The sequence below is a fragment of the Haloferax prahovense genome (assembly GCF_000723845.1).
Taxonomy (GTDB): Archaea; Halobacteriota; Halobacteria; order Halobacteriales; family Haloferacaceae; genus Haloferax; species Haloferax prahovense.
The window spans coordinates 1-26,854 of the sequence record NZ_LK053003.1; the positions used below are offsets into that span (position 1 = coordinate 1).

Annotated in this window: 20 protein-coding genes and 1 pseudogene; 7 read left to right on the forward strand and 14 right to left on the reverse strand. The window is 52.4% G+C overall.

Annotated features, from left to right (window positions below):
* The coding region (locus tag BN984_RS18485; protein ID WP_049968995.1) for an ATP-dependent helicase at nucleotides 1-2,290 on the forward strand (2,290 nt) is incomplete at its 5' end.
* Between the two features lie 128 nt (nucleotides 2,291-2,418).
* On the opposite strand, the gene BN984_RS19525 is transcribed toward BN984_RS18485, so the two are convergent.
* From BN984_RS19525 to BN984_RS18515, 5 genes are all read right to left on the reverse strand, one after another.
* Entirely contained in the window at nucleotides 2,419-3,372 is a 954-nt protein-coding gene (locus BN984_RS19525; protein ID WP_156037903.1) for a WD40 repeat domain-containing protein, read from the reverse strand.
* A 123-nt stretch (nucleotides 3,373-3,495) separates the two neighbouring features.
* On the reverse strand, nucleotides 3,496-3,819 hold the full coding sequence (locus BN984_RS18495) for a hypothetical protein (RefSeq protein WP_049968997.1): 324 nt from the start codon (nucleotides 3,817-3,819) through the stop codon (nucleotides 3,496-3,498).
* A 250-nt stretch (nucleotides 3,820-4,069) separates the two neighbouring features.
* The gene (locus BN984_RS18500) at nucleotides 4,070-4,891 is read right to left on the reverse strand and encodes an IS5 family transposase (RefSeq protein ID WP_049968998.1); all 822 of its coding nucleotides are present in this window, start codon (nucleotides 4,889-4,891) and stop codon (nucleotides 4,070-4,072) included.
* A gap of 1,261 nt (nucleotides 4,892-6,152) precedes the next feature.
* Nucleotides 6,153-6,401, reverse strand: a complete 249-nt coding sequence (locus BN984_RS18510) for a hypothetical protein (RefSeq protein WP_049968999.1) — start codon at nucleotides 6,399-6,401, stop codon at nucleotides 6,153-6,155.
* A 235-nt stretch (nucleotides 6,402-6,636) separates the two neighbouring features.
* Complete coding sequence (locus BN984_RS18515; protein WP_244877489.1) at nucleotides 6,637-7,317, reverse strand: nucleotidyltransferase domain-containing protein; 681 nt, start codon at nucleotides 7,315-7,317, stop codon at nucleotides 6,637-6,639.
* 223 nt (nucleotides 7,318-7,540) lie between these two features.
* Here BN984_RS18515 and BN984_RS19530 point away from each other — a divergent pair, with 223 nt between their 5' ends.
* The gene (locus tag BN984_RS19530; protein ID WP_156037904.1) at nucleotides 7,541-8,104 is read left to right on the forward strand and encodes a hypothetical protein; all 564 of its coding nucleotides are present in this window, start codon (nucleotides 7,541-7,543) and stop codon (nucleotides 8,102-8,104) included.
* A gap of 91 nt (nucleotides 8,105-8,195) precedes the next feature.
* Here BN984_RS19530 and BN984_RS18520 read toward each other — a convergent pair whose 3' ends face one another.
* Entirely contained in the window at nucleotides 8,196-9,320 is a 1,125-nt protein-coding gene (locus tag BN984_RS18520) for a tyrosine-type recombinase/integrase (protein WP_049969000.1), read from the reverse strand.
* 424 nt (nucleotides 9,321-9,744) lie between these two features.
* Here BN984_RS18520 and BN984_RS18525 point away from each other — a divergent pair, with 424 nt between their 5' ends.
* The 3 genes from BN984_RS18525 (at nucleotide 9,745) to BN984_RS18535 (ending at nucleotide 14,999) form a co-directional block, all read left to right on the forward strand.
* Nucleotides 9,745-10,140, forward strand: coding sequence for a hypothetical protein (locus BN984_RS18525; protein ID WP_049969001.1), 396 nt, complete (start codon nucleotides 9,745-9,747; stop codon nucleotides 10,138-10,140).
* Between the two features lie 219 nt (nucleotides 10,141-10,359).
* The gene (locus tag BN984_RS18530; protein WP_049969002.1) at nucleotides 10,360-12,879 is read left to right on the forward strand and encodes a Piwi domain-containing protein; all 2,520 of its coding nucleotides are present in this window, start codon (nucleotides 10,360-10,362) and stop codon (nucleotides 12,877-12,879) included.
* Between the two features lie 62 nt (nucleotides 12,880-12,941).
* Entirely contained in the window at nucleotides 12,942-14,999 is a 2,058-nt protein-coding gene (locus BN984_RS18535) for a restriction endonuclease PLD domain-containing protein (protein WP_049969003.1), read from the forward strand.
* 37 nt (nucleotides 15,000-15,036) lie between these two features.
* Here the strand turns inward: BN984_RS18535 and BN984_RS19200 are convergent, their stop codons facing one another.
* From BN984_RS19200 to yaaA, 8 genes and pseudogenes are all read right to left on the reverse strand, one after another.
* The gene (locus BN984_RS19200; RefSeq protein ID WP_081909273.1) at nucleotides 15,037-16,635 is read right to left on the reverse strand and encodes an ATP-binding protein; all 1,599 of its coding nucleotides are present in this window, start codon (nucleotides 16,633-16,635) and stop codon (nucleotides 15,037-15,039) included.
* 762 nt (nucleotides 16,636-17,397) lie between these two features.
* Nucleotides 17,398-17,634: a hypothetical protein gene (locus BN984_RS18540; RefSeq protein ID WP_156037905.1), complete on the reverse strand. Its 237-nt coding sequence runs from the start codon at nucleotides 17,632-17,634 to the stop codon at nucleotides 17,398-17,400.
* An 11-nt stretch (nucleotides 17,635-17,645) separates the two neighbouring features.
* Nucleotides 17,646-18,017: a zinc-ribbon domain-containing protein gene (locus BN984_RS20175; protein ID WP_394325027.1), complete on the reverse strand. Its 372-nt coding sequence runs from the start codon at nucleotides 18,015-18,017 to the stop codon at nucleotides 17,646-17,648.
* A gap of 174 nt (nucleotides 18,018-18,191) precedes the next feature.
* Nucleotides 18,192-18,299: pseudogene (locus BN984_RS20180) on the reverse strand (DUF955 domain-containing protein); the annotation flags it as partial.
* A gap of 214 nt (nucleotides 18,300-18,513) precedes the next feature.
* The gene (locus BN984_RS19205) at nucleotides 18,514-18,804 is read right to left on the reverse strand and encodes a hypothetical protein (RefSeq protein ID WP_081909274.1); all 291 of its coding nucleotides are present in this window, start codon (nucleotides 18,802-18,804) and stop codon (nucleotides 18,514-18,516) included.
* Nucleotides 18,805-19,136: 332 nt separating this feature from the next.
* Nucleotides 19,137-20,714 carry an ATP-binding protein gene (locus tag BN984_RS19210; protein ID WP_081909275.1) on the reverse strand — a complete coding sequence of 526 codons (1,578 nt, stop codon included), beginning with the start codon at nucleotides 20,712-20,714 and terminating at the stop codon, nucleotides 19,137-19,139.
* Between the two features lies 1 nt (nucleotide 20,715).
* Nucleotides 20,716-21,960 carry a tRNA-guanine transglycosylase gene (locus tag BN984_RS19215; RefSeq protein ID WP_244877490.1) on the reverse strand — a complete coding sequence of 415 codons (1,245 nt, stop codon included), beginning with the start codon at nucleotides 21,958-21,960 and terminating at the stop codon, nucleotides 20,716-20,718.
* A complete protein-coding gene (gene yaaA / locus BN984_RS19220; protein ID WP_081909276.1) occupies nucleotides 21,961-22,422 on the reverse strand; it encodes a peroxide stress protein YaaA in 462 nt (153 codons plus the stop codon). It abuts the gene before it with no gap.
* 422 nt (nucleotides 22,423-22,844) lie between these two features.
* On the opposite strand from yaaA, the gene BN984_RS19225 reads away from it, so the two are divergent.
* Both BN984_RS19225 and BN984_RS18560 read left to right on the forward strand, forming a co-directional pair.
* Entirely contained in the window at nucleotides 22,845-24,734 is a 1,890-nt protein-coding gene (locus tag BN984_RS19225; RefSeq protein ID WP_081909277.1) for a homing endonuclease associated repeat-containing protein, read from the forward strand.
* 66 nt (nucleotides 24,735-24,800) lie between these two features.
* Nucleotides 24,801-26,852, forward strand: a complete 2,052-nt coding sequence (locus BN984_RS18560) for a DUF5591 domain-containing protein (protein WP_181950727.1) — start codon at nucleotides 24,801-24,803, stop codon at nucleotides 26,850-26,852.
* Nucleotides 26,853-26,854: the final 2 nt, after the last annotated feature.

A 26,854-nucleotide genomic window follows, 5' to 3' on the forward strand; every position in this document is an offset into this window, starting at 1 on the left:
CGAGCTGGTCGACCAGCTCGCGGACGATGACAAACTGTTCGTGGTCGGTGATGATGACCAGGCGATCTACGAGTGGCGTGGGGCGGCAGTCGAGAACATCGGGCACCGACTCGAGGAACGCTACGAGACGCTGGTTCCAGAAACGCTTGAGGAGAACTTCCGCTCCAAGCAACCGATTCTGGATGTCGCGAACAATGTCATTGCACAGCTAGAGGCCCGTGGAAGCGAGAAGGAACTCACCGCGGTCGGTGACGCTGCGGATGCCAGCGATGGCATTGCGACGGTAACGGCAGCTGGGGACGATGAAGTGCAGGCTGAACAGATTGCGACTGCAATCGGCCACCTCCTTTCAGGGTCACTCGGTGACGTCGATGAAACGTATGATGCGGGCGACATCGCACTTCTCGTACGGAAAAATCGCCATGCAAAGCCGATAGTACGAGCACTCGAAGAGCGCGGCATCCCCTATCAACTCGCCGGTGGACTCGCGGCCGATTCGGTTGGTGTTGAGACCGTCCTCGCGTATCTCAAAGCACTCGCGAACCCAGCGGACGAGGTCAGTCTGAATCGTGTGTTTACGATGCGCTATCGGCTTCACGACGCTGATATACGACTACTCAACACTGCCTCTGATTCGTTATCGGAGGCATTGCAGTCGCTTCCACTCGACCAGTTTCGTGAACCTGAGCGCGTTCGTCGTGCCCGCGAAGATCTCCAGGCGCTACGTGCCAAGCGAGAGATCTACTCCGTAGCTCGTCTGTTCCGCGAGTTGAAAGAGCAGACGAATATCCACTGGTACCTGTCGCCACAAGAACGACGAGACCTACGAACCCTGGAGTCACTTATCGACTCCTTCGGAGAGGGCGCGCTCCAGCCAGCATTAGACGAGTCGTTCCTCGAGCTGCTCTCCCTCATGGGGTCACTCGACGATAGCATCGCAAGCGTCCAAGACCAGGCTGAAACGGTGAGTGACGCGGTCAACATCATGACCGTGCACAAGAGCAAGGGACTGGAGTTCCCGGTCGTCTTCCTCCCGAACCTATCTGCTGACCAGTGGGAACCGAGTACGCGCTCGTACGATACACTCGGCCACACGCTCGAAGAGACAGCTGCTACCCCGCTCGACCAGGACTTCGAAAAGCGCGACGAGTACGAAGCACGCCGCATTTTCCACGTCGCCATGACGCGTGCGGAAGAACAGCTCGTACTCGTTGGTCGGCACGCCGACGACGGCGGAGTTGATGACGGTGATCTCTCGCTATCGTTCATCGACTCCTGGCTCCCCGAGCAAATTCCTTGGCGAGCCACCGGCGCGTCCTTCCCCATCTGGCAAGAGGTCACCGCTGGACTTCCACCGGCAGCCACAGATTGGACGGACGAGGTTGCTCCGACCGATGGCGGCGTCGATCCGACTATCTCTGTGAACGGCGAACCCGTACCCCAGTCAGCGGCCCGGGACCGCGTCCTGGCACTTGCTCGTGGTTTACTGAACGGGGACCTCGACTCTGTCTCACCTGCAACGGTTGGATTTGCCGTTGAGGCGCTGTCGACGGATGGTGGTCCTGCGCTGAGTCACCGGCACAGCTATACTTCGCTCGAGAAGTACAGCCAGTGTTCCCGGCGTCACTATCTCGATTATCTCGTTCGTGCGTTCGAGGATCCCCAGCGAGGTGCCACCGGTTCCGACACCGTGTCGATTCGTGATACGGGTATCCTCTTTCACGATACCGCTGAGCTAGCTGCGAAACGGAGTCTGACATCCCCTGAGGAATGGAACGATGTCTGCGACGAACTCGGCCGCCAGGAGAGTTACTCTGCTGATATCGTTGATCAGGCCAAGGACTGCATCGACCGGTATTTCAGCACTGAGGCAAGTTCGTGGGAGATCCTCAGTGCAGAACGGTCGTTCACGCTTGACATTGATGGTCATACGATTACGGGGAAAATTGACGCTGTCTGTCGCAACTCGGCTGGCAACCTCGTCGTCCTCGATTACAAGGCGACCACGATGCAGCGCTCGCTCGATGACAACCTCCAGTTACCGATCTATCTGCTCGCCTGCCAACAGCTCTTCGACGAACGAATCGAGGAAGCCGGCTATGTCTATGTCGGGTCGGTCGGCCCCAACATGAGTACTCGTGCGTTCTCTGATAATGAATTAGCGCAATGCCGAGAAGACCTCCTCACACGGTTACAAGCGGCTGAAGACTCGACCTTTGACGACTACACTGCGGGCGATCACTGCCAGTGGTGTCCCCACCGTAGCCTGTCCTGCAGCCAAACTCACTAAGCTGCTGTCGATTTTTTCGACTCACCTCGAGTTGGTCATTCGCTATTGTTGTCGACGCCAGCTTAGCCGCAATTGCAATATCGGTTTCAAATCAATTGCTTCGTTAGAAAATTTCGAACGAGCGCCACTTAGGAAAGTTCCTTTATCGTCTTCTTGTCGTGGTCTGTGAGGAGTTGGACGTCGTATTCGTCCTCCATCGTAGCAATGTTCTGGAGGAGTTCAAGGGTCATGTTTTCGTTACCCTTCTTGAGGTGGTACTTGGCCTGCTTCCGCTGAACCTTGGCAACGCCTTTTTTCCCATCGTGCCATGGAAGAATCTCCATGTAGTACATCTTGGCTTGGTTGAGATTTGCCCACCACTCGTCGGTGTCATCCTCTTCTTTCCATATCTCTTTGGCAAGCTTCCAGTGTGTCTCTGCGAGTTCCCGAGCCACCGGCTTTTTCTCGTACTCGCCGTTCGCAAGTTCGTAGGCCTCCTCAAGAAGTTCTAGAGCTTCTTCCAGATCAGCTTCTTCCCCACTTGCTCGAAGTTCTTCATAACGATCCTTCCGTACAAGTTCCTCGCTCCGCCACACCGTTTCACCGTCGAGATTTATTGCACGATACCGAGAGTCACCATCCAGCAGATACAATACCTCTTCGCCTTCGTGACTTCCAAATCTCTGTGGTGGGCCGTTCAGATTGGGCGTCTCATATTCCGTCACAACTTCGCCCGTATCAGTGTCGAAGATGTACACCGTCCGATCTGGGTTGTGGGTAGCCGTTGAAGCGTATCGTCCGTTGTCAGTGATCGCACACCTCCAGATGTTTGCGTTGAACTCGTGTTCAACGATTGACTCACCATTAGAATTGACGACAACAAGTGTCCCACGTAGATCCTGGTCGGTAGCGTCACCGATGTCAGTTACTACTATTGTTCCATTGTTGGCCACAGCAGCATCCTCTACCCGAGTGACGCTGAAGGCGTGTGCAACTTGGTCGGAAGAGTTCACTAGCACAATTGGTGCGCCATCATCTGATCCAGAACTGGCATAGAGGCAGTGCCATTCGCCGTCGGGAGATTCCACCGACTGGAACATCACTCTTGATCCACGGAAGTTACCGGAGATAAACTCAGAATTCAGAGAACCCTCAATTAGGCTCTGTTGAAATCCCATTGTTTCGATACCTTTCCAGATGAATCTGCCGTTAGATAGGACTGCTTTTCACCAGCAAGTGAGTGTTCGTCCTTCTCGCTCAAACTCGCGGTCGGTGATGCGATAGGTTGTCGGGTAGGCCCATTTAGCGTGGAGGTCTTCACCCGAGATCTGGACGTACAATCGAACCGTAACTTCGAAACCCCTGTCGATACGCTGGACATTGACCTCCCGAAACGACATTCTATCGACCGTGACGTTGTCGTAGGTGGCGTTAACCCGCGCTCTCTCGTATCGTCTGTCGAAGTTCTTTGCAAGCGCCGTGGCGGTTTCCCTGGTCAGGTTCGCAGGCTTCGCAGGCACCGACACATTGTACCGGGGCGACGTCGCCATGCAGGTCACTGTCGTCGATGGTGCCGATGAGTATGTTTCATCAGCCGTCTCGATTGTCGTTCCGGCTTCCGTGGTCGTCGTAGTTGGAGGACCGATTGTAGTGTCTGCTGGCGTGGACTGGCTTGCTGGCGACGTAGCACACCCTGCGAGAGCGAGATTCGCCACGACGAACGCAGTCAGGAAACCAATGCGCATGCGCATAGCGACCTGAACTTATGCTAACGGTAAGTGCTTTGTCTGTATCTAACGCTCAGAGTGTCTTGTCGATGTTATGTGTGAGACAGCCAACAGCGAGTTCACGGAACTGTTTCCACCAGTAGCGTGAGCGGACGAATGCGCCGTACTTGCGTTTGAGGCGGGAGTTTACTGTCTCGTTCTGACTCCGTTGACCATAGAGGTCAGCGTCCAACCGAGCGTTCCACGCCTTGTGGAGCGACGAAAACTCGCGGTGCTTGATGAGCGGGCGAACACCCTCCTCGTGAGCTAATACACGAATCTTCTGGTCATCGTATCCCTTGTCGCCGAGGAGAATCCCTACATCACTGGTATTCCGCTTGATAATCAACGGCGCAATTTGCGAGTCATGTTTTCGTGTCGTCGTCACGTGTAAGTCGATGATTGCGTTCGACTTCGTGTCTACGAGGAGCGTGACTTTCAACTGCTGAATAGTCAACTTCGTTCGCTTTGTATAGTGTTTCGAGGCGTGACTGCGGTCGAAACCGGAGGCATCGATCCCGACGACACCATTAGTCGGAAGAAGCGTGACTGAGAGGTTGAGAAGAACCCGCCAAACAGCCATATCAAGGCGATTGAACGCTTTACACAACGTTGAGGGAGAGGGGAGTTCCATCAGATCGATGGCACTCCGAATCCGGGGCATCTCGATAAGTTCGTCAAGAAGCGTCCGGTACGTCGTATTCTTCCGAACCTTGAGACAGAGGAGGACGATGTGCTGATGAAGTGTGTACCGACGTTTCGAGAACTTCGAGGAGTAGCGAGCAACGGCTCGACGAGCCAAGTGGTACGCCTGCTCAACGAACCGGAGCAACCGCGACTTTGGGAGGGCCTGCATTCGGTCACACTACCGGGCGAACCTGTAACTCTCTGAGGATTTCAACAGAGCCCTCAATTACTATATCGGGACTCGGCTCCGCTGCTTTTTCCGATTTTGAGGAAGGGCGCTTACCAAATATCTTGTCAAATATTCTCATATGGGATGTTGACAATCCTGAGTGTTTAAACATACTGTCGAAGAGACAGTGCGATATTTTGGACTGGGACTATCATAGCCAAGATAGCGCCCACCGGCAGACCCGATCACAGCGAAGCAGGCCGATTGTCTCTCTGGCGTCTCCACCGCCCACTTAATCTTAATCCTAATATTAAATTGCTACCACTCTCTCCGTTTTAATTTCGGAGCCCTGGAACCTCGTCCGTCGTAGCGAGCTACGCGTTCTCAGTTGTTCAGGGACGACACCGCTCGTGGATCTCGAAAAGGTAGAACGCATTCAACTGACCCGACTGTACGCGGGAACTTCGATAAGCAGTTCCTGAACGCTCGGAATGTTAATCCTCGACGCCTCGTTGTGGGGGTGCAACATGACCTACCCACGCACTCATGTCGACCATCGCAATCCCGATCACCACGAGGCACTCCACCCAACCCGGAATATCGGCAACGCCCACGTCGTCGCTGGCGAATTTCTCACGTCACGGTACCACGACGCTCTTCAAACTGTCCTCCATCCGCTCGGTGAGTCTCTCGAGACCCACGATTGGCACGCCCTCAACGACCTCGGCATCGTCCACGCAAATGGTGCCCTGAATGATCTCTCTCCGATTGTTCGCACCTACGTCAGGCTCGACGATTTTTGGACACGCACCCACCGTATTGCGCTCAATGAGTTATTCGCTGCTCGACGCGCCCACGTGCTAAGCTGCTGTACCCGCAGTTTTCTTTCCCAATTTCCACGTCATACACTCGAGGTCGAGTCTGGGCGTACCGGTGCCGCGCTAGATGCGACGCTAGCTCCGCTTCTCGACAATGGCTTCCTCTCGTGGACGGACGATGAGGAGGCCACCTGCACCGTTGATGAACATCATGCATTATTTCGGCCTACTGAGCGCCTCTTTGACTCTCTGCTTGAACAAGCGCCCGTCCTCTGTGACCTCCTCCCGCCAACCAACCTCTAGTAGAGCGGTTCCGTTCAATCCCTCTTCATCCAACCCCGAGACCGTCACGTGATCGACTCTTGTCCTGAACTTACTTTCACTCAGAGCCAACTACAGAGGCCGTAGCTGGTGAGTTAATATTAATATTAGAATTAAGCCTGTCAACCTCGGGTGCAGATGCACTCGTGGCCGATCGAGAGATAGTCGAGAATAATCTGATGAACCGCGGTCGCGAGCTCGAGCATGGCGTCGGCTTGTGTCTCTCTGCCAACGGCCTGTCGATAGTTGGTTTTCGAGCGATTCTCCCGCCAGAGCTGGACGAACTGGTCTCCCAGCGACTCGCTGTACAAGTTCGCCTCGGCACCTCGTTCGTAGACGTCCGAGTGAGTGACGAACTCCGTGCTGTCCATCCCAGTTGCGTGGAGGAGATAGAAGTGGATACTGCGTTCGATGGCGATGAACGAACTTTCGATGACGACGGTGTAGTACCCGTTCTGTGTTCGCAGGAAGCGGGCCGCATCGAGGAGGCAACATGCCTTCCGGAGCTGTAGGAGAGCATCGTCGTCGGTATCGAGTCCGGACTCTTTGTGTACTGGCTCACGATCGAACGCTCGCTGGGCGTCCGTGAGCGCATCTTCAACGTAACTACTGTCCAGTCGTCAGTACCTCTTGCTTGGCCGTTTGGAGGTCCTCAGTTCCGTGGAGAACGATGCCCTCGGTGAAGATTTCGCGGAGGCGATCGCCGATGTTGGTAGCGCTCTCGACTGATTCGGCGAGGACCTGGAACTGGTAGCGGTCGCCATCGAATCGCTCCTCCTCTAAGTCGCGTGCGACTTCGTGAGCGATTCGCTGGGCAGTCGACTTCTCCTCGGTGACGAGGACAAAGCAGTCGATGTCGCTCGACCGGTCAGCCTCGCCACGGGCGACACTGCCGAAGACGAGGATGCCAGCAATGTTGTCGATCCGGCTGCGCAACCTGTCCACGAGGGTGCGAACCGGATCATGGAACTCAGACTGCGGGATTTGGAGGATGGGGTCGTCGGGCTTCGTGAGGCGGTTGCGATTGATTTGGACGAGCTTCTTGTTCCCTTCTCGTGTGATCTGGACGAGATCTGTTTCAGCCAGCAAGTCGACCGTATCGGTCACGCTGCTCGGGCTGTGATCGGTCGCTCGTCGAATATCTCGGATGCTGAACCGTGTATGCGGGTTGTTGGCGAGCAGTGTGAGAACGTCGCCGGTTGCAGCATATCGGAACAGCCGGTTGTTTGGTACAGGCAGTGGGAACGTGAGCTCCATCCCTGCAGTCTGTTCCCTGAAGGCTACCATGGTCGCTTTTAGCTATCGATACTCTTGTAGATTTTGGTGAGTCCGTATTGAACGGCGAAGTAAGACGAGGTCAAGCACGCAAGGTTGAATCCCGGTTGGGGTGATATAATCTCAATCTTAAGATTAAGAAACTGGATTACTGTCTGAATCCAGTCGATAACATCTGAGTGGACACTCTTCTATTCGTGTAAATCATTTTGTGCTAACGACTCACAATCCAACTATGGGACTCATTGACCGGCTGTTTGGGAATACTCGTACGTCCGAGGAAGAACCGTCAGAGACGATTCCACAGTACGACTGGAACGATGTTGACGCTCGTTCTGAGGCGATACACCAACATTACGAAGATATCCCGGAGTCTCAGGCTCAGGAGATCGCTGAGATTCTCTGCAGAAAACTGACTGAGGGCAATTATAGTATGCGAGGAATCGCCGACGAGGTAACTGAACACACGGGATTGGATGAAGATAGAGTATTCACGATTATAGGATCGGAAAGTGCTGCGATGTCAAACCTGAGACGGGTGCAAAGCTATTCGTCTCGAGCTGATTCCCAAGAGTACGTCTACCAATGGATGGGGCCCGATGATCATCGAACGACAGACATATGTGCTGGCATCAAACGAGACATCGAGTCTCAAGGTGGGGCTGTTCCGCTCACAATGCTTCAGTCACTTATCGAGGAGCATGCGAGTCAACACGAGAATGGAACGCCAGAACGTGCATCTGAATTCCTTCCCCACCGTGAGTGCCGTCACGCTCTCACCCGACACGTCGACTTCTGAGCGAACTTAATCTTAATATTATAATCAACTGCTTTTCTGTGACGCTGGTTCTTAACCAACGAACGACGCCGAGAGCTTCTCGTTGGTTAATTTATTCGCTCAGTAGATCATCGACCTGCCGCGCAGTCTCTGCAGCTTGGATATCAGAGTAGGATTCGTGGGTTGTCTCGATGCTGGCGTGACGGAGTGCTGACTGCGCGAGTTCAGCATGACCGTTAGCGTAGAGCTCGTGACCCAGTCCTCGACGGGCGCCGTGGGGTTTCAGATAGTCGCCGTCGACGGCGATGTCGGCATCCTCACAGAGCCGCTTCATCAGGTTGCGTGCTCCGTTCGTCGAAATTGCTGGAGGGACGACATCGTGTTCTCGGAGTACCGTATCGATGTTGTCGCTCTCGAGGATGGCCTCGATCTCGTCGTCGGGGACGTCCCGCTTCGACAGCTGCTCGCGTACGGCGCGGTATTTCGAGGGAGCGTGTGCACTGGGAAAGACCGGCCATTCGTCAGTAGGTGGATCGAGGATGGTCTTGTACCGTTCAAGCGCCGTCGCAGCCTTTTCAGGAAGCTGGGCATACTCGTACTCGCGTGACTTCCCGAGAACGCGGACGGCACCAGCGTCGAGCTGGACGTCCTTCCAGGCGATGCCAGTGCGTTTCTCGTCGGACGGTTCGGCGAATACCTCTGCTCCACGCACACCCGAGAGAGCCAAGAGATAGATAATTGCCCGGTCGCGGTAGGCTCGCTCGCGAGAGACGTCTGCCTTGTCGTCGAGCGCACGCTGGACTCGTTCGTCGACGTAGCGCAGAATCGCACGCCGTTGTTCTTGTCGCCAGAACTGGCGATCTGCATCACCGAGGTCTTCTGGGAGTTCATCGGTCGCGCGCTTGGCCTTCGCAGGGTTCGTATCCAGGAGTTCGTCGGCAACGCAGAAGGAGAGGAACGCACGGACGTACGCATAGTAGGTCGTCGCGGTACTCGCTTTCAGGTCCCCGGCACGAACACGGCGTTTGAGGTGGCGAGCGTACCGCCGGCAGTCGAGGACGTCCAGCTCCTCGAGGGTCGTCACTCCCCGCTCCTCGTGTAGCCAGGACTGCCACGTCACGAGGGTCGACTGGAAGTTCTTCCGGGAATTGCCCGCCTCGACGCTGTCGAGATACTGCTGGATGGCCGTCTCGACCGGCGTTCCCCCGGATGTAGCGTCTCCCTCGTCGGGTTCCATGGTTCGTGCTCGACCGACGGCGGCGACCCACGTAAATCTACTGTGTACAACTCGTCTAATACACAGTAGACTGGAGAACTCCCAAAACCCCAAATTTCGAAGATAGAAGGTCTGAAAACACGGAACACAAAATTATAAATTATATGGCGCTATACCCTTTTTGAGGGTGGCCACCGCGCTCAATCCTTTTTCGTAGATTCTTCCTCCTCACTTCTTTCGTCCGTCAGAACCTGCAGTTCGTAACACTCGGATTCTTCAGTACGGAACGGGTTAACATCGATTCTTGGATCGATTGCCTCAGTGCGGCCCGTTGGGTCGCTCAGGACGACCAGTTCATAGGAGGTCCCGTCTTCGAACCGCTCGTACGCTCACCTATAACGGAGACGGGTTTGACGCCATCCACCTTCGCAACTGGGGCGCACTTGTGGGCGTCGACGTTGAACCGCTGCTCGTTGGTCACGAGGATTTGAAACATCCGGCGACTGAACGCCACGGTAATCGACTTCCGGAATGGAAGGACTTCCCAAAGTTCGAGACGCTCTGTGACTGGGAGGGCGTTGAGACGACACCCACCTACTACTCCGATTACAATCTGGAGACGTCGCTGCAGGGATACGACGCGATTGACTCCGTACATGTACAGGGCAAGCACATTGGGCAAGTTCTGGGAGAGCTGTATGTCGATGGACTCGATAGCGGCGATACTGGCCCCTGTTCGATTGATGACCTCGAACGGTTGATCTCACATTATGCCACAGGGGACATTGAGCCCCTTTTCGAACTCGACCGTCTATTCAACTGTCCTGAAGAGCCTGTATAGCAGATTCACTTCTACTATCCAGTGCTTCGGCGTCTGAATAGTGGTTCGACAGCGGTTCTGATGTACTTAAGATTAATATTAGGATTAAATAGCTGTGAAAATCCATCTAACGCGCCATTAAAAAATCTGATTCAGATTGTGCCTATAACTAAGAAAGATACATCGCGTTTCGGCTTTCTCCCTAGAATTAAGTTGTGTGATGCGTACTTCTGTTTGAGGATGAAGACCCAGGACGACATTGCCCACAAGCAGCCGATAACAATCGAGGTTCAGGTCCTCAAGGAGATCGACAAGCCCAGCCCGAAGATGGCGACTCGTCTTCTCGTCGCGGACCGTGCCGGGAACCAGTTCGCGCTAGCGATCTGGAAGAACAACGCGCTCTCGGATTACGACTGGACGGTCGGCCAATGGTACCGACTCGAGAACGCACGCGGAAATGTCTTTAACGGGAAACAGAGTCTGAATGGCTCGTCGAATATGCGTGCGATACCCCTGGAGGCATCAGAGGAAGAAGAGACGAGTGCCGACGACGTAGGTCGGGTTGACACCATCCTCGGAAACATGTCGCCTGACCAGGCCTACCTCTCGCTCTTCCCGATCAGTCGGTCCTTCGATACCCTCTCGGTCTACGAGTACTCGATTGAAGCGGCTGAGGCCTTCGAGGATCCTCCCGATACAGTCACCTACCGATGTGCTGGTCGGCTCCGTCGGATTACTGGCGCGGGTGTCGCGTATGCGGGTCCGATGCGGATCGTGTCGACCCGGAAACTCCCGGATAAACTCGCAGACCCGTTCTCGCTGAGCGAACCGACGGAGAGAGAACTGAAAGCGGCTGATGCCCGGGATCGTCACCGAATCGAGCGGCTCCTCAAATCACTCGTCAAAGCTGCAATCGACGACTCGACGTACGACCCGTACCAGATCAACCGGATTCGTGCGCGAACACCGTCGATCACTGCCGGAGATGGGCTCTTCGAGGCGTGTTACGAATTCGCTGCACGGGTTGATGTCATGCCCTCGGGTGATGCATTCGTGGGCATTGAAGTGCGTTACCACGCACGGAGTCAGGTCACTGCTGACGTCTACGAGGACAAGACTGGCGAATTGGTCGGCACTATCGTCGAGCACGACCCCGAGCGGTACAACATCAGTGGGACCGGGCGAGTTGTGGGATTCACTGACCACCACTTTACCGATTCCCTCGACGAACTCGGTGGCCTCTCACTTGCAGACTGGTACGCCCAGAAGGGTCGCGTTCCTGAAGGCGTCCTCGAGGCGCTCCGCGAGAAAAATCCACAGCTCGTCGATATCCAGTATCAGGAAGACGAACCTGCTCGAATCCACGTGCCAGAGCTACTCCGAGTCGCGCCGCGCAAGGAGGTGGTCAAGGAGCTTGACCCAGCCTTCCATCGACGGTGGGACCGCGAGGCAAAGATGCTCCCAGACAAGCGGTTCCGGCACGCTATCGAGTTCGTCGATCATCTCGGCAGTCTCCCCGACATCGATTCGACGGTTGCTCCAGAGCCCCTCGGTCCGAGTCTGTCCTACATGTCGACGGCTGTCGATCGCGAGAGAAATCTCCGATTCAAAGACGGACGAACGGCTACCACTCCGTCGAGCGGGATTCGCTCCGGGGTTTACCAGCAACCCACGAGCTTCGATATCGCGTACGTCTATCCTACGGAGAGCGAACAGGAGAGTAAGCGGTTCATTTCGAACTTCGAGAACAAGCTTTCACAATGCCACTGCGAGCCAACGGCAACGCGTCATGTTCCCTACGAACTCGGCGGTGAACTCAGCTACCTTGCTGTGATCAACGAACTAGAGTCGGTGGACGCTGTCCTTGCTGTCGTCCCGCCACGGAACGACGACCGAATTGTTGCTGGGGATATCACCGACCCGTACCCTGAATTCAAGAAAGGGCTCGGAAAGCAAAAGGTCCCATCACAGATGGTCGTGACCGAAAACCTCGGCACGAGATGGGTGATGAACAATACTGCGATGGGGCTCATTGCCGGTGCCGGTGGTGTCCCATGGCGCGTCGACGAGATGCCCGGTGAAGCGGACTGTTTCATTGGCCTCGACGTCACTCGCGATCCGGAGACGGGGCAACATCTCGGGGCCAGTGCAAACGTGGTCTACGCTGACGGGACGGTCTTCGCCTCGAAGACCCAGACACTGCAATCGGGAGAGACGTTCGACGAACAATCCATCATCGACGTCATCAAAGACGTTTTCCAGGAGTTCGTTCGACGCGAAGGGCGGTCCCCCGAGCACATCGTCATCCACCGCGACGGTCGGCTATTCGAGGACGCAGACGAGATTCAGGCGCCGTTCGCAGACTCAGGCGTCTCAATCGACATCCTCGACGTCCGGAAGAGTGGTGCTCCACGTATCGCCCGGTACGAGGATAACTCGTTCAAAATCGATGAGAAGGGCAGGCTGTTCATCTCCCAAGATGATACCCACGGGTTCATCGCGACCACCGGGAAACCCGAATTCGATGACTCGGATAACCTCGGGACCCCGAAAACGCTACGCGTTGTTCGACGTGCGGGAGACACGCCGATGCTGACGCTCCTGAAGCAGGTGTACTGGCTGAGTGAAGCCCACGTTGGAAGTGTCTCGCGGAGTGTTCGGCTCCCGATTACTACCTACTACGCAGACCGCTGCGCTGAGCACGCTCGAGAGGGCTATCTACTCCACGGTGAACTGATCGAGGGGGTTCCGTACCTGTAGTCACCCTCGGCCGATGGTGAGCGGCAATCTCACCACTGAGTCCGTTCAAACCCCACAAACCCATGAACTTCAGCACCCCAATCACAGTCCCACGCAGTGACGGCGACGACACGGTCGAAATCGAGATGGAGTTCGCGATGGTCCGGTCGTGGCGGTCGTTCGTGAAGTACTTCGGTGCGGCACGGGCGATTCGTACTGTCACCTACTCTCAGTCGCCACAGATCATTCACGAAGTATTCAATCACGAAAAACTCGACATCGACTTTCTCGAAGTGGTCATCGGCGATTACCGACAGAGCGAGTATCGAAAAGATTTGCAGGGGGACGTCGACCTAGCAGCACAGCTAAACCATCTGCTCCAGGATGAGCAGCTTCAGCTATTCACCCTCGATAAGCAGGTGACGCTTCACTCGAAGCTGTACCTGAACGAGAATCGCGATGGTACGCGTACACTCATCCTTGGGTCACCCAACCTCTCGAAACAAGCGTGGGAGGGAAACCAGACGAACATGCTGGTTGCCTTTACGACGGATGGGACTTCGGTTATCGACACCTGGTTCGAGAAGTTCTACGAGGCGCATCGAAAGCAATGCGAGGTGTTCATGAAGGATCTCACAGAGCGACTCGATGCTGCCGAGACACCGGAGGAGCGAACGGAGGAACTGCATCTCTGGGTTGATGGAACGATGCCGTCGAACAACCCTACTGGCGACCTACACCGCCGTATCGTCGATCTTCTCGACGAAAACGACGAGCGAATTCGACGGGTCAACGTGGCTTCCGACCCGGACGAGGCAGACGAAGTCGTTGCGCTGGCTACGGACGGCTCTGGAGATGTCGACCCTACCGATGTGGGACCGAGCCAGCAGATCCGACTCTCACCACAAGGTCTCGAAGGCCCGGTCAAAAGTGCCAAATCAACGCTCACACGCCACAACGTCGTCGTGAAACCGACCGAACTACGGGGATCGCCAGCTGGCTTCGCCCGCTATATGCGGTCGTTCAACGACGACTTCCCGATAATGTGGGTCAATGAGGAAGAGCAGTCAGTCAGGATGCAGGTGGACAATACTACGCTGGAACTCACTGCTTCGCCTGACCACGCCACGGAGGTCGACGACGCACTAGCACATGTCGAGTCGTACATCGAGACGATTCAGCGCTTTGGGGACACGAAGCACTCCGAGGCAACGATGGCGCATTTCTATGAGGCACTGATCTACTTTTTCTGGGCCCCGTTCGCAGACTACTTTGCGAGTCACTACGCTGGTACCCCCGGCGCTGAGCTTGACAAAGACCTCCCCTTCCTGTACATTCACGGTGGAAACGACTCCGGAAAGGGGATGTTCATCCGGTTTGCGACTCGGCTCATCTCGAATGGGTACGTGGCAGAACCTGTGGAGGGAACGCAGTTCACGAAGGACGCGATCAACCGGTGTCGAGGGTCGAATACCGTCTTCCCGTTCGTCGTCGACGACGTCGATAAGGGCAATGTCGAGCGGGACATCGTCAAGACCTACTGGGAAGGTGGCTGGAATGGCTCAGTTTCGTTTCCCACATTCATTTTCACCAGCAACCACACGAAGCCCAAGTCGGAGTTCCGCACCAGGATGAAGGTCCTCGACTTCGACGTCATGTTCGACGTTACTGGTGATCAGCGCGAGAAAGCCGCCCGGATTGCAAACGAACAGAACCGGCTCTTCTCCTGGTTCTCGCACTTCATGTTCGAGCAGGAGCTTTCGCTTCCAGATCGGTCGGACAAGTTAGCCGTCGCTCGCGCTGTCTTCAAACAGCTGTACGAATTCGCTGGGCGTGACGAACCGGACTACTTCCCGTCTGAAGGTCCTGCTGAGGACATCTATGACCATGGCCGGCGCGTGTGGCGGCACGCACACGAGAGCGGCCTATTCACTCTTGAAACGCGGAACGGAGTCATCCGAGCCGACTTCTCCGCAGAACTCGAGTCACAAGACGTTTGGAAGTACCAGAAGCTCGTTCCCGCGACGATTCGGGCAGAAAAGCAACGAGCACGGATCGAGTTTAGTCAACCTGAGCGGTTCTTTGAGTGGACCGGTATCGAACCCAGACGCGGGTTCTTGCAGCGTCTGGGATTCAGATAGTCTGCATACGTTCTTACACTATCCAATCGTTGCGTTGCTATGCGAGCATGAGATAGAACCAGTATGGAATACGTACGATAGGAGTCTCTTCAAGAACTTGGACTGGTTCTGGTAAGGTCGCTGTGTCTCCCGCGACAACGATACCAAGCGGAGCTTCGTAGGTCTCGATGAACTCCGCGACTGCGTTCGTTGTTGGTTCCATTGAACCTGCTTTGTAGCCGAGTCCGATCGGAACGGGGACACCAGCACATTCGAACACGAAATCAACCTCACCCTCTGTTCCGGGCCAGTACTCGACTGTCGGTTCAGCTGGTGGATCGTAGTCATCGAAATCATATCCTGCATAACGGTTCATATTGAAACTGAACCGCATTGAGTGGTCGAATGCCATGGCTCGCGCCAGTTTGGATTCGAGCTGATAGTCGTTGAGAACCTCACTGGGGTTGTGGCCTAGATAGGAATTGACGAGCGCAGTATCACGCAGGTAGAGTCGAATGGATCGGGGGCGGCTGTTATCATATTCTGGCGACGGAGTGAGGAGAAACAACTTATCGAGTGCCTCGAAGTAGCTCTCTCGTAGGGTTCGCCGATCGACGTCGAATAGGTCAGAAAGACGGTTGTACCTAAACGGCGATTCTAAATCTGCAGCAACAAGCGCACACAACCGTTCTAAGTCCGCAATGTTCTTTACTGCATCCAGGCCTGGAATCTCTTGGTAGAGTGAGAGTCGTACGTCTTCGCGACGCCGTTTGTAGGTATCATCTGAGAGGTTCGATGCAGAATCTATTCCTTCTGCTTCGTAGCTGAGAACACCACCGAGTGCAAGATAGTGCGCCACCTGTGAACGGATGCGGCTTGAGTCGGCCTCGACAGAGTCGTAGAGTTCGCGTAACGTTTCGAAAAACTGCGTTGGATCTCCCGTTCGGCAGGCGTTTGGCAATCCCGTCTCGCCCTTTCGGATAGGTCTTGGACTCAGCCGCCTCTCGTCCTCACCGAGTTCTGGGAAGACACTCTGTATGTGGTCACTGAACTTCTCTGGGAATATCGGCCAGACCGAATATCGATCGGAATCAAATCCAACCCGTTTGAGTTCTCGTTCGATCTGGAGTTCTGCACTCGCGGTGAGAATCACATGCCGATCTTCAGCTTCGTTGATTAGTGATTTGACTTCCTTACCCCAGCCTTCTAAGGATTTGTTTGGGTGCTCAATTCGATGGATATCGTCTAAAATGATGTACTGTGGTGCATCGTTCTCGAACACCTGACTCAAAATACGTCCCTCGTAATAGTTGACCGCACGTCGCAACTGATCATTAGACTGGAGCTGGTAGAGCGGTTTTTCGTCAAAAGGAATGTAGAGTACGTTTTGAGGTGGTATCCCGTCCTCTTTGACTCGCTGACGGATAAATTGACTAATGAGAACGGTTTTCCCGACTCCTCGTTGCCCAACTAACGCATAAACGTCGACTCCGTCGGGCGCAGGCTCTGATTTATGCGGTGATGCGAACCCATAAAAATCACTTTTTTTCTGTGCTGGAATGTTCAATTCGTCAAATGCGCTCACTCCGTTTTTCCACCATGGATTGTGACGATGGAGGTTGGATAGAAGCGAGTTGTCGATCGTGTCTTCGGTCATTGTTCTCTATCTTCGACTGTGTGATGATACTATTTTTGCTAATTCGCTCCTGTGGCGAGCTTTCCAGCGCTAATTAGACAATCTAACGTAACTAATTAGGCCAGCACTATCAGACTTTCTAATATACGGTTTTAAAACTCCACTCTGTCGATTTAATGTTAAAGTTAATCTCATTTTCCCTCCTGTTACTGGTCTATCTGGGCAGTAGCTGGATTTTCATTACAGCTCCCCTCAGCGGAGACTCTTGAGAACTGTAGTAGCTCGTGGTGCTGTTCATGTCTCCACGACCGATGTTCTATCTCGGATTCGAGAGACTCAATTTGCTTTGCGATGCACTCGGTGGCCTGCGATATTGGGCCACTGGATTGGCCAGGCCGTGGGTTATCTGGAAGCCGTCCATCTACATCTCCTTCGTAATAGCTGCCTGAGTGGGACTTTACTTCATACACCCCTCCCTTTCGCAGCAGCGACACGTCCATCTCTTCCGTCAGAGCGCGCTCCGTTCTCGGATCGATATTGTTGTCTTGGTCATCATCTCCTACTTCGGTGACTGAATCTCTGCATCGCCTGCATCCGATGCAGAGGGAACGGCAACGACCCCACCATCGGAGGCGAAACCATCTGAATTACTGATCACTTGCTTCGACTGGCGGTTCTCGTGTGGTTACTTCGCTCGGTCATGAATGCGGTCGCTCTATTCGACGCGATGTTCCTGATCACGCCGTCGCCCTTCGACGGCAGAAAAACCTTCTCTGAACCGCGTTACAACTCCGGTTTCTCTATATCGCCTTCCTGATACAGAACCCACGACTCGAAGTAATCTATCTCGGTCCCCTCCTCTCGTCGTCTCTGAATGTCAGCAAGCGTTACCCCATCTGGTTGAATCTCGATGGATACTGAAACATCCAAATCGCCACCCTCGGGGACGGAAATTCCGGATGAAATCATGGACTCAATCAAACCAGTGGCTAACAGTGGTGTTAAGCTCTTTACGAGCATCGGAAAGAGATCTAATAGCGTCTTTTGGCGGCCGCATCTACATTGCCACCGTCGATGTGTTTGACAAGTGAGGCAACTGGCTTTCCAAACACATCTCGGTCTTCGATCGTATCTAATTGAGATAGCAGCCGGAAATCGAGAAGTGAGGAACGGGCTCGGTTGATAATCTCCTGGCGCTCTGGGTCATCTTGATGGGGTTGTCGATCGCCGCTAAAAACATCGAGCAGATATTGATACTCTTCTACTGACAGAAACCCGTCGCTCAGCGAGTCGTAGTGAGATTCTCGGAGTTCGTCGGGGCAGTTCGGCAACGGAGTTGCGCAACTCCCGCAGAAATTGTGTTTCTCGCCAACCTCTGAACCGCAATTCGGACAGTATGGCATGATATGACAAGCGGCGCCTGAAGTATTAATTCGAGGTCAGATCTCTGTACCGCCGTCTCGCTACGTAAGTCAGGCAATGGGCTGATTCACACGGTCTTCCATCGAACGAATTGATTGCCGTTCAGATCTGGGTTTAGTGCTGGATTAGTCCATGAGTATCTCGATGACTTCCGCGCGCTTGAACCGCTTAGTGGTATCATCGATAGTCACGTGCAGCAGCGCGTGAGCGTACTCATGAACTCGCGTCCGTGCGAGGTCAGTCTGATTCGGACAGTCACAAACTAGTAGTCACAGAGGTCCACTTGAACACTCAATCTTTGCTATCTGAAATCAGAAAGCTACCGTTTCTGGAGAAATGAGGTTAATATACAAATAACTCACCACAGGGATTGATCCAAGTTTGAGCTTGTCGGTGAGAAGACACGCAACACAGATATTCTCCGAAATTGTGAGGGCAGGTACGTCGCTGAACGCTGTCAGGTACTCTTGAAAATCATTAATCGTCATCCAGTAGTTCAATAATTAGTTCTTCAAGGCACAAAATCGCTAGATGGTTTACTGCGTCTGTTGGATCAGGTCCCGTAAGTTCGTCAAAGGGGACAGGTGATTCGAATTGCGTTGCAATACTCCACGGACAGAGGTTGAAATCTGCCCGGATAGCAGTTGCAGCTTCATAGGTATCGTACTCCTCAGCGACTGACTGATAGTTTGCAAGGTGCTTGCTCACAAAATCCCGAACCTCCGCTGCAGACTCAAAATGAACCATTTCGGATTGATGTCCACTCATATTTCAACTCGATGGTTGTTCAAGACTTGAACCTTCGGTCCCGCTACTGGAATCAACCGGTTCAATGAATCTCGAGAGGGGCAGATGCTGATAAACAGTACATTTGACCACTTCTCTAATTCAGTCTTCTGTCCAGCCCTTGAGTTGGTGTTACGATTCATTGTAGTACAACGCAGGTCCACATACGCGCCTGCACCCCTATAGGCGCAGAAAAACTCTCTGTCAGCGTGGAACAAGCGTGGCAGGACGACGAAACTGCAGGGAGGCATGGCAATCGTAGTCGATGTCCGTCAAACAGAATTGATTGTCAGTAAGACTGGACTCTCGAAATGTTACTTGAGTCGAGAACTGACAACTACAATCTCAATGTTGCGAGTGGTGACATTCTCATACGCCATCTCGTTATTTTCAAAATCAAATTCAACATCCCCCTTCTGATACCCCTTCCGTTCAATCTCCCTGAGCTTGTCTTTATCCCCCACTTCCCAACAAATGAGCTTATCAACGTTCTCTAAGGGCTTGTCTTCTGTAAAGTGGTCAGTCAGTTGGAGATGAACTGAGCTCGCGTACAGGCGACCTTCTTGTTCTACAATCGCATTGATTTCTGAACCGAGATCGAAGTCCTCAATGGTGATTTTGGTATGGCCTTCGAGGCGGTTGGACCTCTCTAGTCCGAGAATGACTTCTGATTGGTTCGTCGCACAGAAACCACCTCGCTTAGAAATTTCTTGTTTTCGAGTTTCAACAGAATTCTGTTGGGATGATGCTCTACGGTTTAATTCTGCGATTCGCCGCTGCTCCAGATAGTCTTTGAACCAGGGGTCAGCGGACACCTTTGAAAGGAAGTAGTTCAATTCTTCTTCGATTGCTTGATAGATGGCACTCGACTTGTTTCTTATTTTCTCCCTATTTGCAGATAACTCAATATCTTGAGAATTTGCAACGAATAAGAAATGAATGAACTCATTGTCGTGGGAGATTGCCTCATTCAAACGTTCAACCTTGATGTGATCTTTCGCTAGCCAGATTCCGAATTGCGCTGAGTGCCGGCCATATGTTGGAAGTTTGTCTCTGGCTTCTTTTCCACCAACCATTCCAACAATTTCAAGCTCAGTCGTGTCTCCATTCTCAGCTTCAACTGCTAGCGTTTTTGGACCATAATGTTGACACATTTCGGATTCTGGGAATGGTCCATCGCCTGGTTCAGGGTTTGGTTCTGGGAACTCCAGCCTATTGTTCGTGACTAGCTTATCTCGGCTATCATCGATTTCGTCACCCAAGTTTACAGTAATTTCCAGTTCATCATGCTCCTCAGGATGGAAGTAATGCTTTGTAGACCCTGCAAGCGTCTTCCACTTTAGATAATGCTCAATTTTATTATATGTGAGCGACTCTGGAGCGAACCCCTGCCCGGATTTAAATCCACTAACTTTGATTAGTGTTCCATCATTACCCTGCCGAGTCGTGGATTCAGTTACTTCATATTCCGGAAGAACGCGATTATTAAGCTTCTCCCACGGCTTGTCCATTACAGCACGGAGATTCGTCCCGTCCCTGGCCGTGTTCACGACTATTCGATCGCTTTTGTAGAGGATCTTTGTTCCGTGACCTTTGTATCCAATTGAGTCGTTCTCAGGATTCGTCTTGGTTGAATTACCCAAGTCAAAAAACGACTCAAGGTCTGACTGAGACATCCCCTTTCCGTTGTCTTCGATGATGATTTCAGATCCGTCTGGACGACTCTTGATACTAATTTCGACACTGGTTGCTCCAGCATCATAACTGTTTGAAAGAGCTTCACGAATGACCTCAAGCGGGTCCTCGAAGTCGCTTGCAATCTCCAGAAACTCGTTTACTTCGTTAACTTTTGGTCGTTTCTTTGTTTGTGTGTCTGCGGGAGCCTTTTGCATGTTAGAAATACCCACCTAGTGATTCGTTTACGACGCGGTGAGCGAAACGCCGCAATCCCTTATTTTGACCGATCGATTCCTCAATATATTCTACGAAACGTTCACTACCTGGTTCGTGGATACACTCTCTAATGTGTGCAACCTCTCTTTTTTGCAGGATGAGGTTGTGCATCGCGACAGGTCCAAGCTCATCTTTTCGATACTCTGTATCTCCCTTCATTTGGCGAACGAGATCCTCGTTGGAACACACAGGACAATCACAATTGTTGAAGTCAACGTCGTCGAGTGGTTTTGTCTCAATTAACGACGTGTTGTATTTCCCGTTTATCGCCGAGTGCAGATATGACGAAGAGTCAAATGAATCTGCACCAACTGCAGCCAAGAGCGGAATCGCACTTGAAGAGATTCCTAAGACGTGAAGTGGTAGGTCATCGAATTGCCAGTCCTGAAGAACGGACCGACAATCTTGAACAGCATCAATGAGTGCTCCTTTGTTGTCTTTCATCGGCACGAGACTCCCCAATGCAACACCGTCGAATTCGTTGTGCGCTCGCTTAGATCCAACAACATCATCGATTTCCTGAAGGAATGTGTCGAGCATTGAGTAGTTATGGCCGTGGAGTGTGAGATATCGGGCACTTGAGGTTCCTTCAGAGAGATCTAAAAATTCGACGACGTTCTCAGCTGTCCGTCGAGCTTTCTGAACCCGCGTCTCATAGTCATCATCACGGGTGATTGGGCGGTCTAAATTCACGATAATATCTCCACCCATCTGTTGCTGTATCTCGTACACCTGTTCTTGATCGATTTCAACTTCGAAGTTACTCCCGTCGAGGCCATATCCTCCAAGGAATTTGAATCCGCCTGAGTCGAGAAACAACGTCCCATTGAAATCTTCAAAAACCTCACGTTCCTTAACTGGCTCAGCAATGTAATCCTCATACCGCTCACGTGAAATATTGTAATCCGTGAGTGAGCCAACAGAGGTCATGATACCATCGAAGAACTCGCTGTAATCACCACCTCCGATTACATCATGCCCGGTCATGAATTCCTTCATTGTTCGGTGGATTCCACCGCCGTAGAGGCTCCTGTCCATTCCCCCCGCGTAAAGGTTCACTACTGGGAGAAGGTTAGGAGTCTGAAGAGACGTATCCTCTATTCGGAGCGTGCCAGCACGAGCATCTCCAGCGGTAGATTCGATATCAAATGTAGCAATATCTGTTCTCGGTGAGGAGAATGGCATTCACCCAGACACCTCTAGTACCGTATCGTCACCGCGGACAAATCGCTTGAGGACGTGACCCTTATAGCCGATTCCTTCACCACCGATATACTCGGGAATAATATCGAGTCCATCATCGAAGCCGCGAATCGCCATTCTGTACTCTTTTCCCATGTTAACAACAACGCGTTCATATTCTCTTTCGAGAATGAGTTGTTGGAGTTCATCAACAACTATTGGGCGGAGTTCTTCTGCTCGTTGCTTGTCCATTCGATAGTCATAATATTCGATTTGTTCATCAGGTTCGAGGAGTCCGTATTTTGCGGAGAGTATCTTTAGGTCCATATCTGGACGGCACTCTCCATCTCGTATCGCTTTTTTTATGATTTTGTAGAAATATCCAGAGTATAATTCCAGGGCAGGACGGCTTTCTGAGGCCTCTCGCTTAGAATTTGAGCAAGACTGCAGCAATAGCAGAGACATGAACTATGTTGTCTCCGCCGAGGCCTTATTCTTTTCTCCCTCTCAGTCAAGGATAGTGTGCATCAATAGTTTTGAGAATAAAGGTATGTGATGTGAAATGATAAGTACGTGCGTTTCATCTGCTTAGAATATGGTTGAGAACGGGGCTCGGCAGATAATCATAGATGTTATTTCTAAGACGGGAGAGCCACTTGATGGTGCCTTCGTCTCCGTAGTCTGCGGTGACTTTGCGGACCACAAGAAGACTAAAGGCGAGAGTGTGACATTTGAAGGGGAATTTGATTCGTCAGTTCTAATTACTGTTTCACACCCATCATGTATTCCCCAGGAAAAAAGTATAGACATTGCTTCACAACGCCTTCGACAAGCTATAAGAATGACAACCCAGAACAACCATCCTTATTCAGAAAGTGTAGCGACGAATGTCACACAGTAGTCACAAACCAGATACAGTCGCGGAACATCTTGCTTCCGCCCAGAGACAAATTGCTTCAATAGACGATGAGCTGGATTCGCCGAGTGAGGTCTACTGCTCTATTCTATTAGCACATAACTCACTCTGTGGAGCGCTTCGTCAACTTTCGACAGAGAGCAATCACGAATTGACGGATCGAAAAGCATCTCAAATTCGGTCAGATATCAGCGCACTCGAAAAATACGCTGAATTGCTCAAAGCCGACATGAGAGTTCTGGAAAAGTTGTTTGCCCCCCCTGACGGATCAGTTTCCTCGTTGAGTGAAAGCGAGATTGTCCAGCTGCAAGACTTTCTCACCGATATAAAAGAGATACCCACCGTTGGCAACGCAAGCGATCTGAGTGGAGAGTCAATAACTCAAATTTCTAGCCATGTCTGGCACAATCTGCTCAATCACGAAGATACCAACCCAAGCCGAGATGAAGTACTAACCTATGTCGAAGATCTCGCAACGCGGATGGACCGTGTTCCGTCTCACGAGGATGTTCGAAATGAGGGTGTGCGAAATCTAGACATATTTTATGATTATTTTGATTCGTGGACTGATGTCATTGAAGCGTCGAACATTGCTCATCGGAGCGCCTTCATTAGAGATCTTAAGGCCGTTGGAGAGAAGCTAGGCAAGCGACCGACAATTGCTGAACACAATGTACACGGTGAGTATTCACCGAGTCGGATACAACGTGCATTTGGATCATGGACCGATGCAGTAGCGGCCTCCAAGATTGACCCTGCAACAGATAAGGAACTCTGTGAAGCAATCGAAGAGTTAGCCGACGAGCTGGGTCGAATTCCTACTGCTCGTCACATGGACGACCAGGGTCGATTTAATTCGCACATGTATGCGGAGCGGTTCGGCAGCTGGGTCGACGCAATAGAAGCAACAGAGCTTGACTATCGCACCGAGGTACTTGACGACTTACAAGCAGTTGCGGTGAAGCTGGGGCACCTCCCGACGACAACTGAGATGGAAACTCACGGTGTGTATTCACCAAACGATGTCTACAAACACTTTGACTCTTGGGACGAGGCCAAAGAAGCAACTCAATTTGAGGAGAGCGACAGCTCAACAAAGGAGAGTTCGACCACCGATGAAAGCCAGAATTCTTCTTCTGTGTCCCCTTCAGAGCTTGCAGAACGGTACGAGGTGTTTTTGCAGCTCAGTCGAACAGTCAATCGACTCGTCGAGCAAACTGCTTCAGAGACTTCTGAATCGGTCATGAGGGAGTGGCGTGACACTCTGTCCAAGTTCATCTTGGAAGGAAGAGCAGAGTGGGAAAATGGATACGGACCACAGCAAGCAGACCGATCAGCGATCAACATTAACGACTACAGAGCTAAGTATGGCGATGGCGAACAGGTGACCGAGTTCCAAGTTATCGGTGTTGAACCAGTTGACTCCGTAGTTAGTGATATCCTCAAATCGGTTCTCGAATGGGAGACCGTTGCAGTTCACCGCCCTGTCTCACCGGAATCTATGGAACCGCTTCCAGTATTTGTTGAATCAGAACGCGAACTCAGTTATGTGACGAAGTTACTTGCGGAATTCCCAGCAGAGCCACCAGTAGATCAATGGGAATGGCCTGACCGAGAAGATATAATTGACCCCAGAGGCTCACAAGAGCAGACGGAATCATCCGAGGTTACCCCCGCTCAAGCGACAACTGAGTTGTGCTCTGTGAGTGGGGTCGAACAGCGTGAGGCGGAGGCACTCTTTGCTGCGGGGTTCGGTTCGATTGAGGATCTTAAAACTGCCACAGTAGACAACCTGGTCGAAGTTGAGGGAATCTCCCAAGAATTAGTTTTCAGAATAAAAGCAGATGTCGGGGGAAAGTAACCGACGTTCCGCCGACAATGCAAAGCAAAGCGGATAACAACCCACACCGACTACCAACTCAAAGCGATGTCTGTCTTTCGCGTCGACGAGGAAGGCGATGATGGCTACGGCAGACTCGGGACTCTCGATTTGCCTTCCTACTCAGTTGACACACCGGCGCTGTTTCCAGTTATCAATCTAATCGGTGGGACGACAAAGAAGTCGGGTGGCGTGTGGAGACGAATGCGAGATCGCCTTATGTCCGCTGAACGACTCCAGGGGATTATGTTTCAAGCGATGAGCTTCATCGACTATGGCGTCTCTCCGAAGAACCTGAATGAGTTTTGGCGGACTGAAACGTTCCATGAGAAGTTCGAGGAACTGAGTGCACCGGTGTTCATTGACTCGGGGGGCTTCAAGTTAATGAATTCCGACACGTTTGGCGCCGCTCCGTCTGAAGGCGGTGCGAAAAACGAGTGGGGACTGTACACAAACCCAGAAAGTATCCTCGGGCTCCAACTAGACTTTGGTGCGGATATAATCGCAACGCTCGATTACCCTGTTCCCCCGAACCTGAATGCAGAAGAACGCGAAGAGCGGATGTTGAAGAGCATCGAGAGTTCAATTAGATGTCTTCAACTTCTCGATGAACCTAGTCAGTTGGACCCCGATACATTTCTGAATCCAGCTGTGGCAGAGCGGATTCAGTCTGGGGGGTTTAACCCAGAGGACGGGGGCCAAGAGCGACCAGGTGTATACGTTGCAATCCACGGCCACGATGATGAATGGGTAAGCTGGTACGTTCAAAAATTCATCGAGCGGGTTGAGGAAGAAAACCTCGAAGGTTCGTTCGAAGGATTTGCAATCGGATCACTTGTGCCCCTCCGGAGCAGTATCGACGTCTTAGTAAACATCGTCAACGGTGCGAAACAGGCGATTAAACAGAAAGGGCTCGACGACGAGGTTGGTATTCACGTGTTCGGTGTTGGAGGGAAACAAGTGGGTCTTCTTTCGCTGCTCGGTGCAGACTCGTTCGACTGTTCGAGTCACATGCAGACAGCGATGTACAAGAAGTACCTCATCCCCGAGACATGGGAGCACATCAAACTCGATGACCTCGAATCACGTCTCGATGATGGACAGTTCCCGTGCTCGCTCGAGCACTGCCCGTTGTGTAGTGGAGAGTACGATATTGATTACGAGCTGCTAAACGAAGAACTCAACCTCAGCCTCGATTACGATGAACGGCAGGCCCGAAAGGCGAATGACGAGTGGATTAAAAGCGATTACTATGCGTTACTCGCGGGGCACAATTTCGAAGTGTACAACGCTGAGTTACAGCGTGTTCGGGATGCAACCTCCGATGGTCGGCTCCTCGAATACGTCGTCGATCTCGCTCGTGACCACGCTGATATCGCAAAAGGTCTGAAACAAGCACAAGTACAAGACCCGACAAACCAACTTACGAAAGATCTCAGGGAACTCGGTGCAGAGGACTTGATACCGGGCCCATGGCTCAGAAGCGAACAAAAACAGCTTACCGAGTGGGGCGGCGGAGCCTCTGATTTAGAGCCCACACAGACAATCTCACTTAAGCACCGGCCGAGTGACTTCTATGTTCTTCAACAGAAATTCGAACCCCCAAGCGAGAAGGACGTTCTTCTCTTAATCCCCTGTAGTCAGGTAAAACCGTATTCGGAATCACGGACACACTCTGTCCTGTGGGATAAGTTGGGGTCGAAAACCCGCCGGATACATAAAGTAACTGTCTCCGGGATGTATGGACCAGTACCACAAGAAATGGAAGAAAAAGACCCTGTGCTGGAATACGAATACGTACTTGCGAACGAGGACACGAAACAACGAGAGCTCGTGACTAAACGGGTGACAGAGTACCTCGAACAGTACGGTGAGGAGTACGATCATATCGTAGGATACGTTGCGAGTTCGAACTATCGACAGGTAATCGAGGATGCATTCACAGCGTATGGACGAGGTGAGGTCTTCCCCAGAAATCCCCGTGCGCTGCAACTTACTGAACACTTCCGGAACGAGAATATCCAGCAGTTGATCGATTATCTAGAAGAACACCCCGCAGACTTGTCCACAAGCCACCGCACCTCGACATTAACTGAGTGACA

Excerpts from the sequence above, each read along its gene's own strand:
- BN984_RS18495 (WP_049968997.1), bottom strand. The coding sequence starts at position 3,819 with ATGGCGACGTCGCCCCGGTACAATGTGTCGGTGCCTGCGAAGCCTGCG.
- BN984_RS18500 (WP_049968998.1), bottom strand. The coding sequence starts at position 4,891 with ATGCAGGCCCTCCCAAAGTCGCGGTTGCTCCGGTTCGTTGAGCAGGCG.
- BN984_RS18510 (WP_049968999.1), bottom strand. The coding sequence starts at position 6,401 with ATGGACAGCACGGAGTTCGTCACTCACTCGGACGTCTACGAACGAGGT.
- BN984_RS18515 (WP_244877489.1), bottom strand. The coding sequence starts at position 7,317 with ATGGTAGCCTTCAGGGAACAGACTGCAGGGATGGAGCTCACGTTCCCA.
- BN984_RS19530 (WP_156037904.1), top strand. The coding sequence starts at position 7,541 with ATGGGACTCATTGACCGGCTGTTTGGGAATACTCGTACGTCCGAGGAA.
- BN984_RS18520 (WP_049969000.1), bottom strand. The coding sequence starts at position 9,320 with ATGGAACCCGACGAGGGAGACGCTACATCCGGGGGAACGCCGGTCGAG.
- BN984_RS18530 (WP_049969002.1), top strand. The coding sequence starts at position 10,360 with ATGAAGACCCAGGACGACATTGCCCACAAGCAGCCGATAACAATCGAG.
- BN984_RS18535 (WP_049969003.1), top strand. The coding sequence starts at position 12,942 with ATGAACTTCAGCACCCCAATCACAGTCCCACGCAGTGACGGCGACGAC.
- BN984_RS19200 (WP_081909273.1), bottom strand. The coding sequence starts at position 16,635 with ATGACCGAAGACACGATCGACAACTCGCTTCTATCCAACCTCCATCGT.
- BN984_RS18540 (WP_156037905.1), bottom strand. The coding sequence starts at position 17,634 with ATGCTCGTAAAGAGCTTAACACCACTGTTAGCCACTGGTTTGATTGAG.
- BN984_RS20175 (WP_394325027.1), bottom strand. The coding sequence starts at position 18,017 with ATGCCATACTGTCCGAATTGCGGTTCAGAGGTTGGCGAGAAACACAAT.
- BN984_RS19205 (WP_081909274.1), bottom strand. The coding sequence starts at position 18,804 with ATGAGTGGACATCAATCCGAAATGGTTCATTTTGAGTCTGCAGCGGAG.
- BN984_RS19210 (WP_081909275.1), bottom strand. The coding sequence starts at position 20,714 with ATGCAAAAGGCTCCCGCAGACACACAAACAAAGAAACGACCAAAAGTT.
- BN984_RS19215 (WP_244877490.1), bottom strand. The coding sequence starts at position 21,960 with ATGCCATTCTCCTCACCGAGAACAGATATTGCTACATTTGATATCGAA.
- yaaA (WP_081909276.1), bottom strand. The coding sequence starts at position 22,422 with ATGTCTCTGCTATTGCTGCAGTCTTGCTCAAATTCTAAGCGAGAGGCC.
- BN984_RS19225 (WP_081909277.1), top strand. The coding sequence starts at position 22,845 with ATGTCACACAGTAGTCACAAACCAGATACAGTCGCGGAACATCTTGCT.
- BN984_RS18560 (WP_181950727.1), top strand. The coding sequence starts at position 24,801 with ATGTCTGTCTTTCGCGTCGACGAGGAAGGCGATGATGGCTACGGCAGA.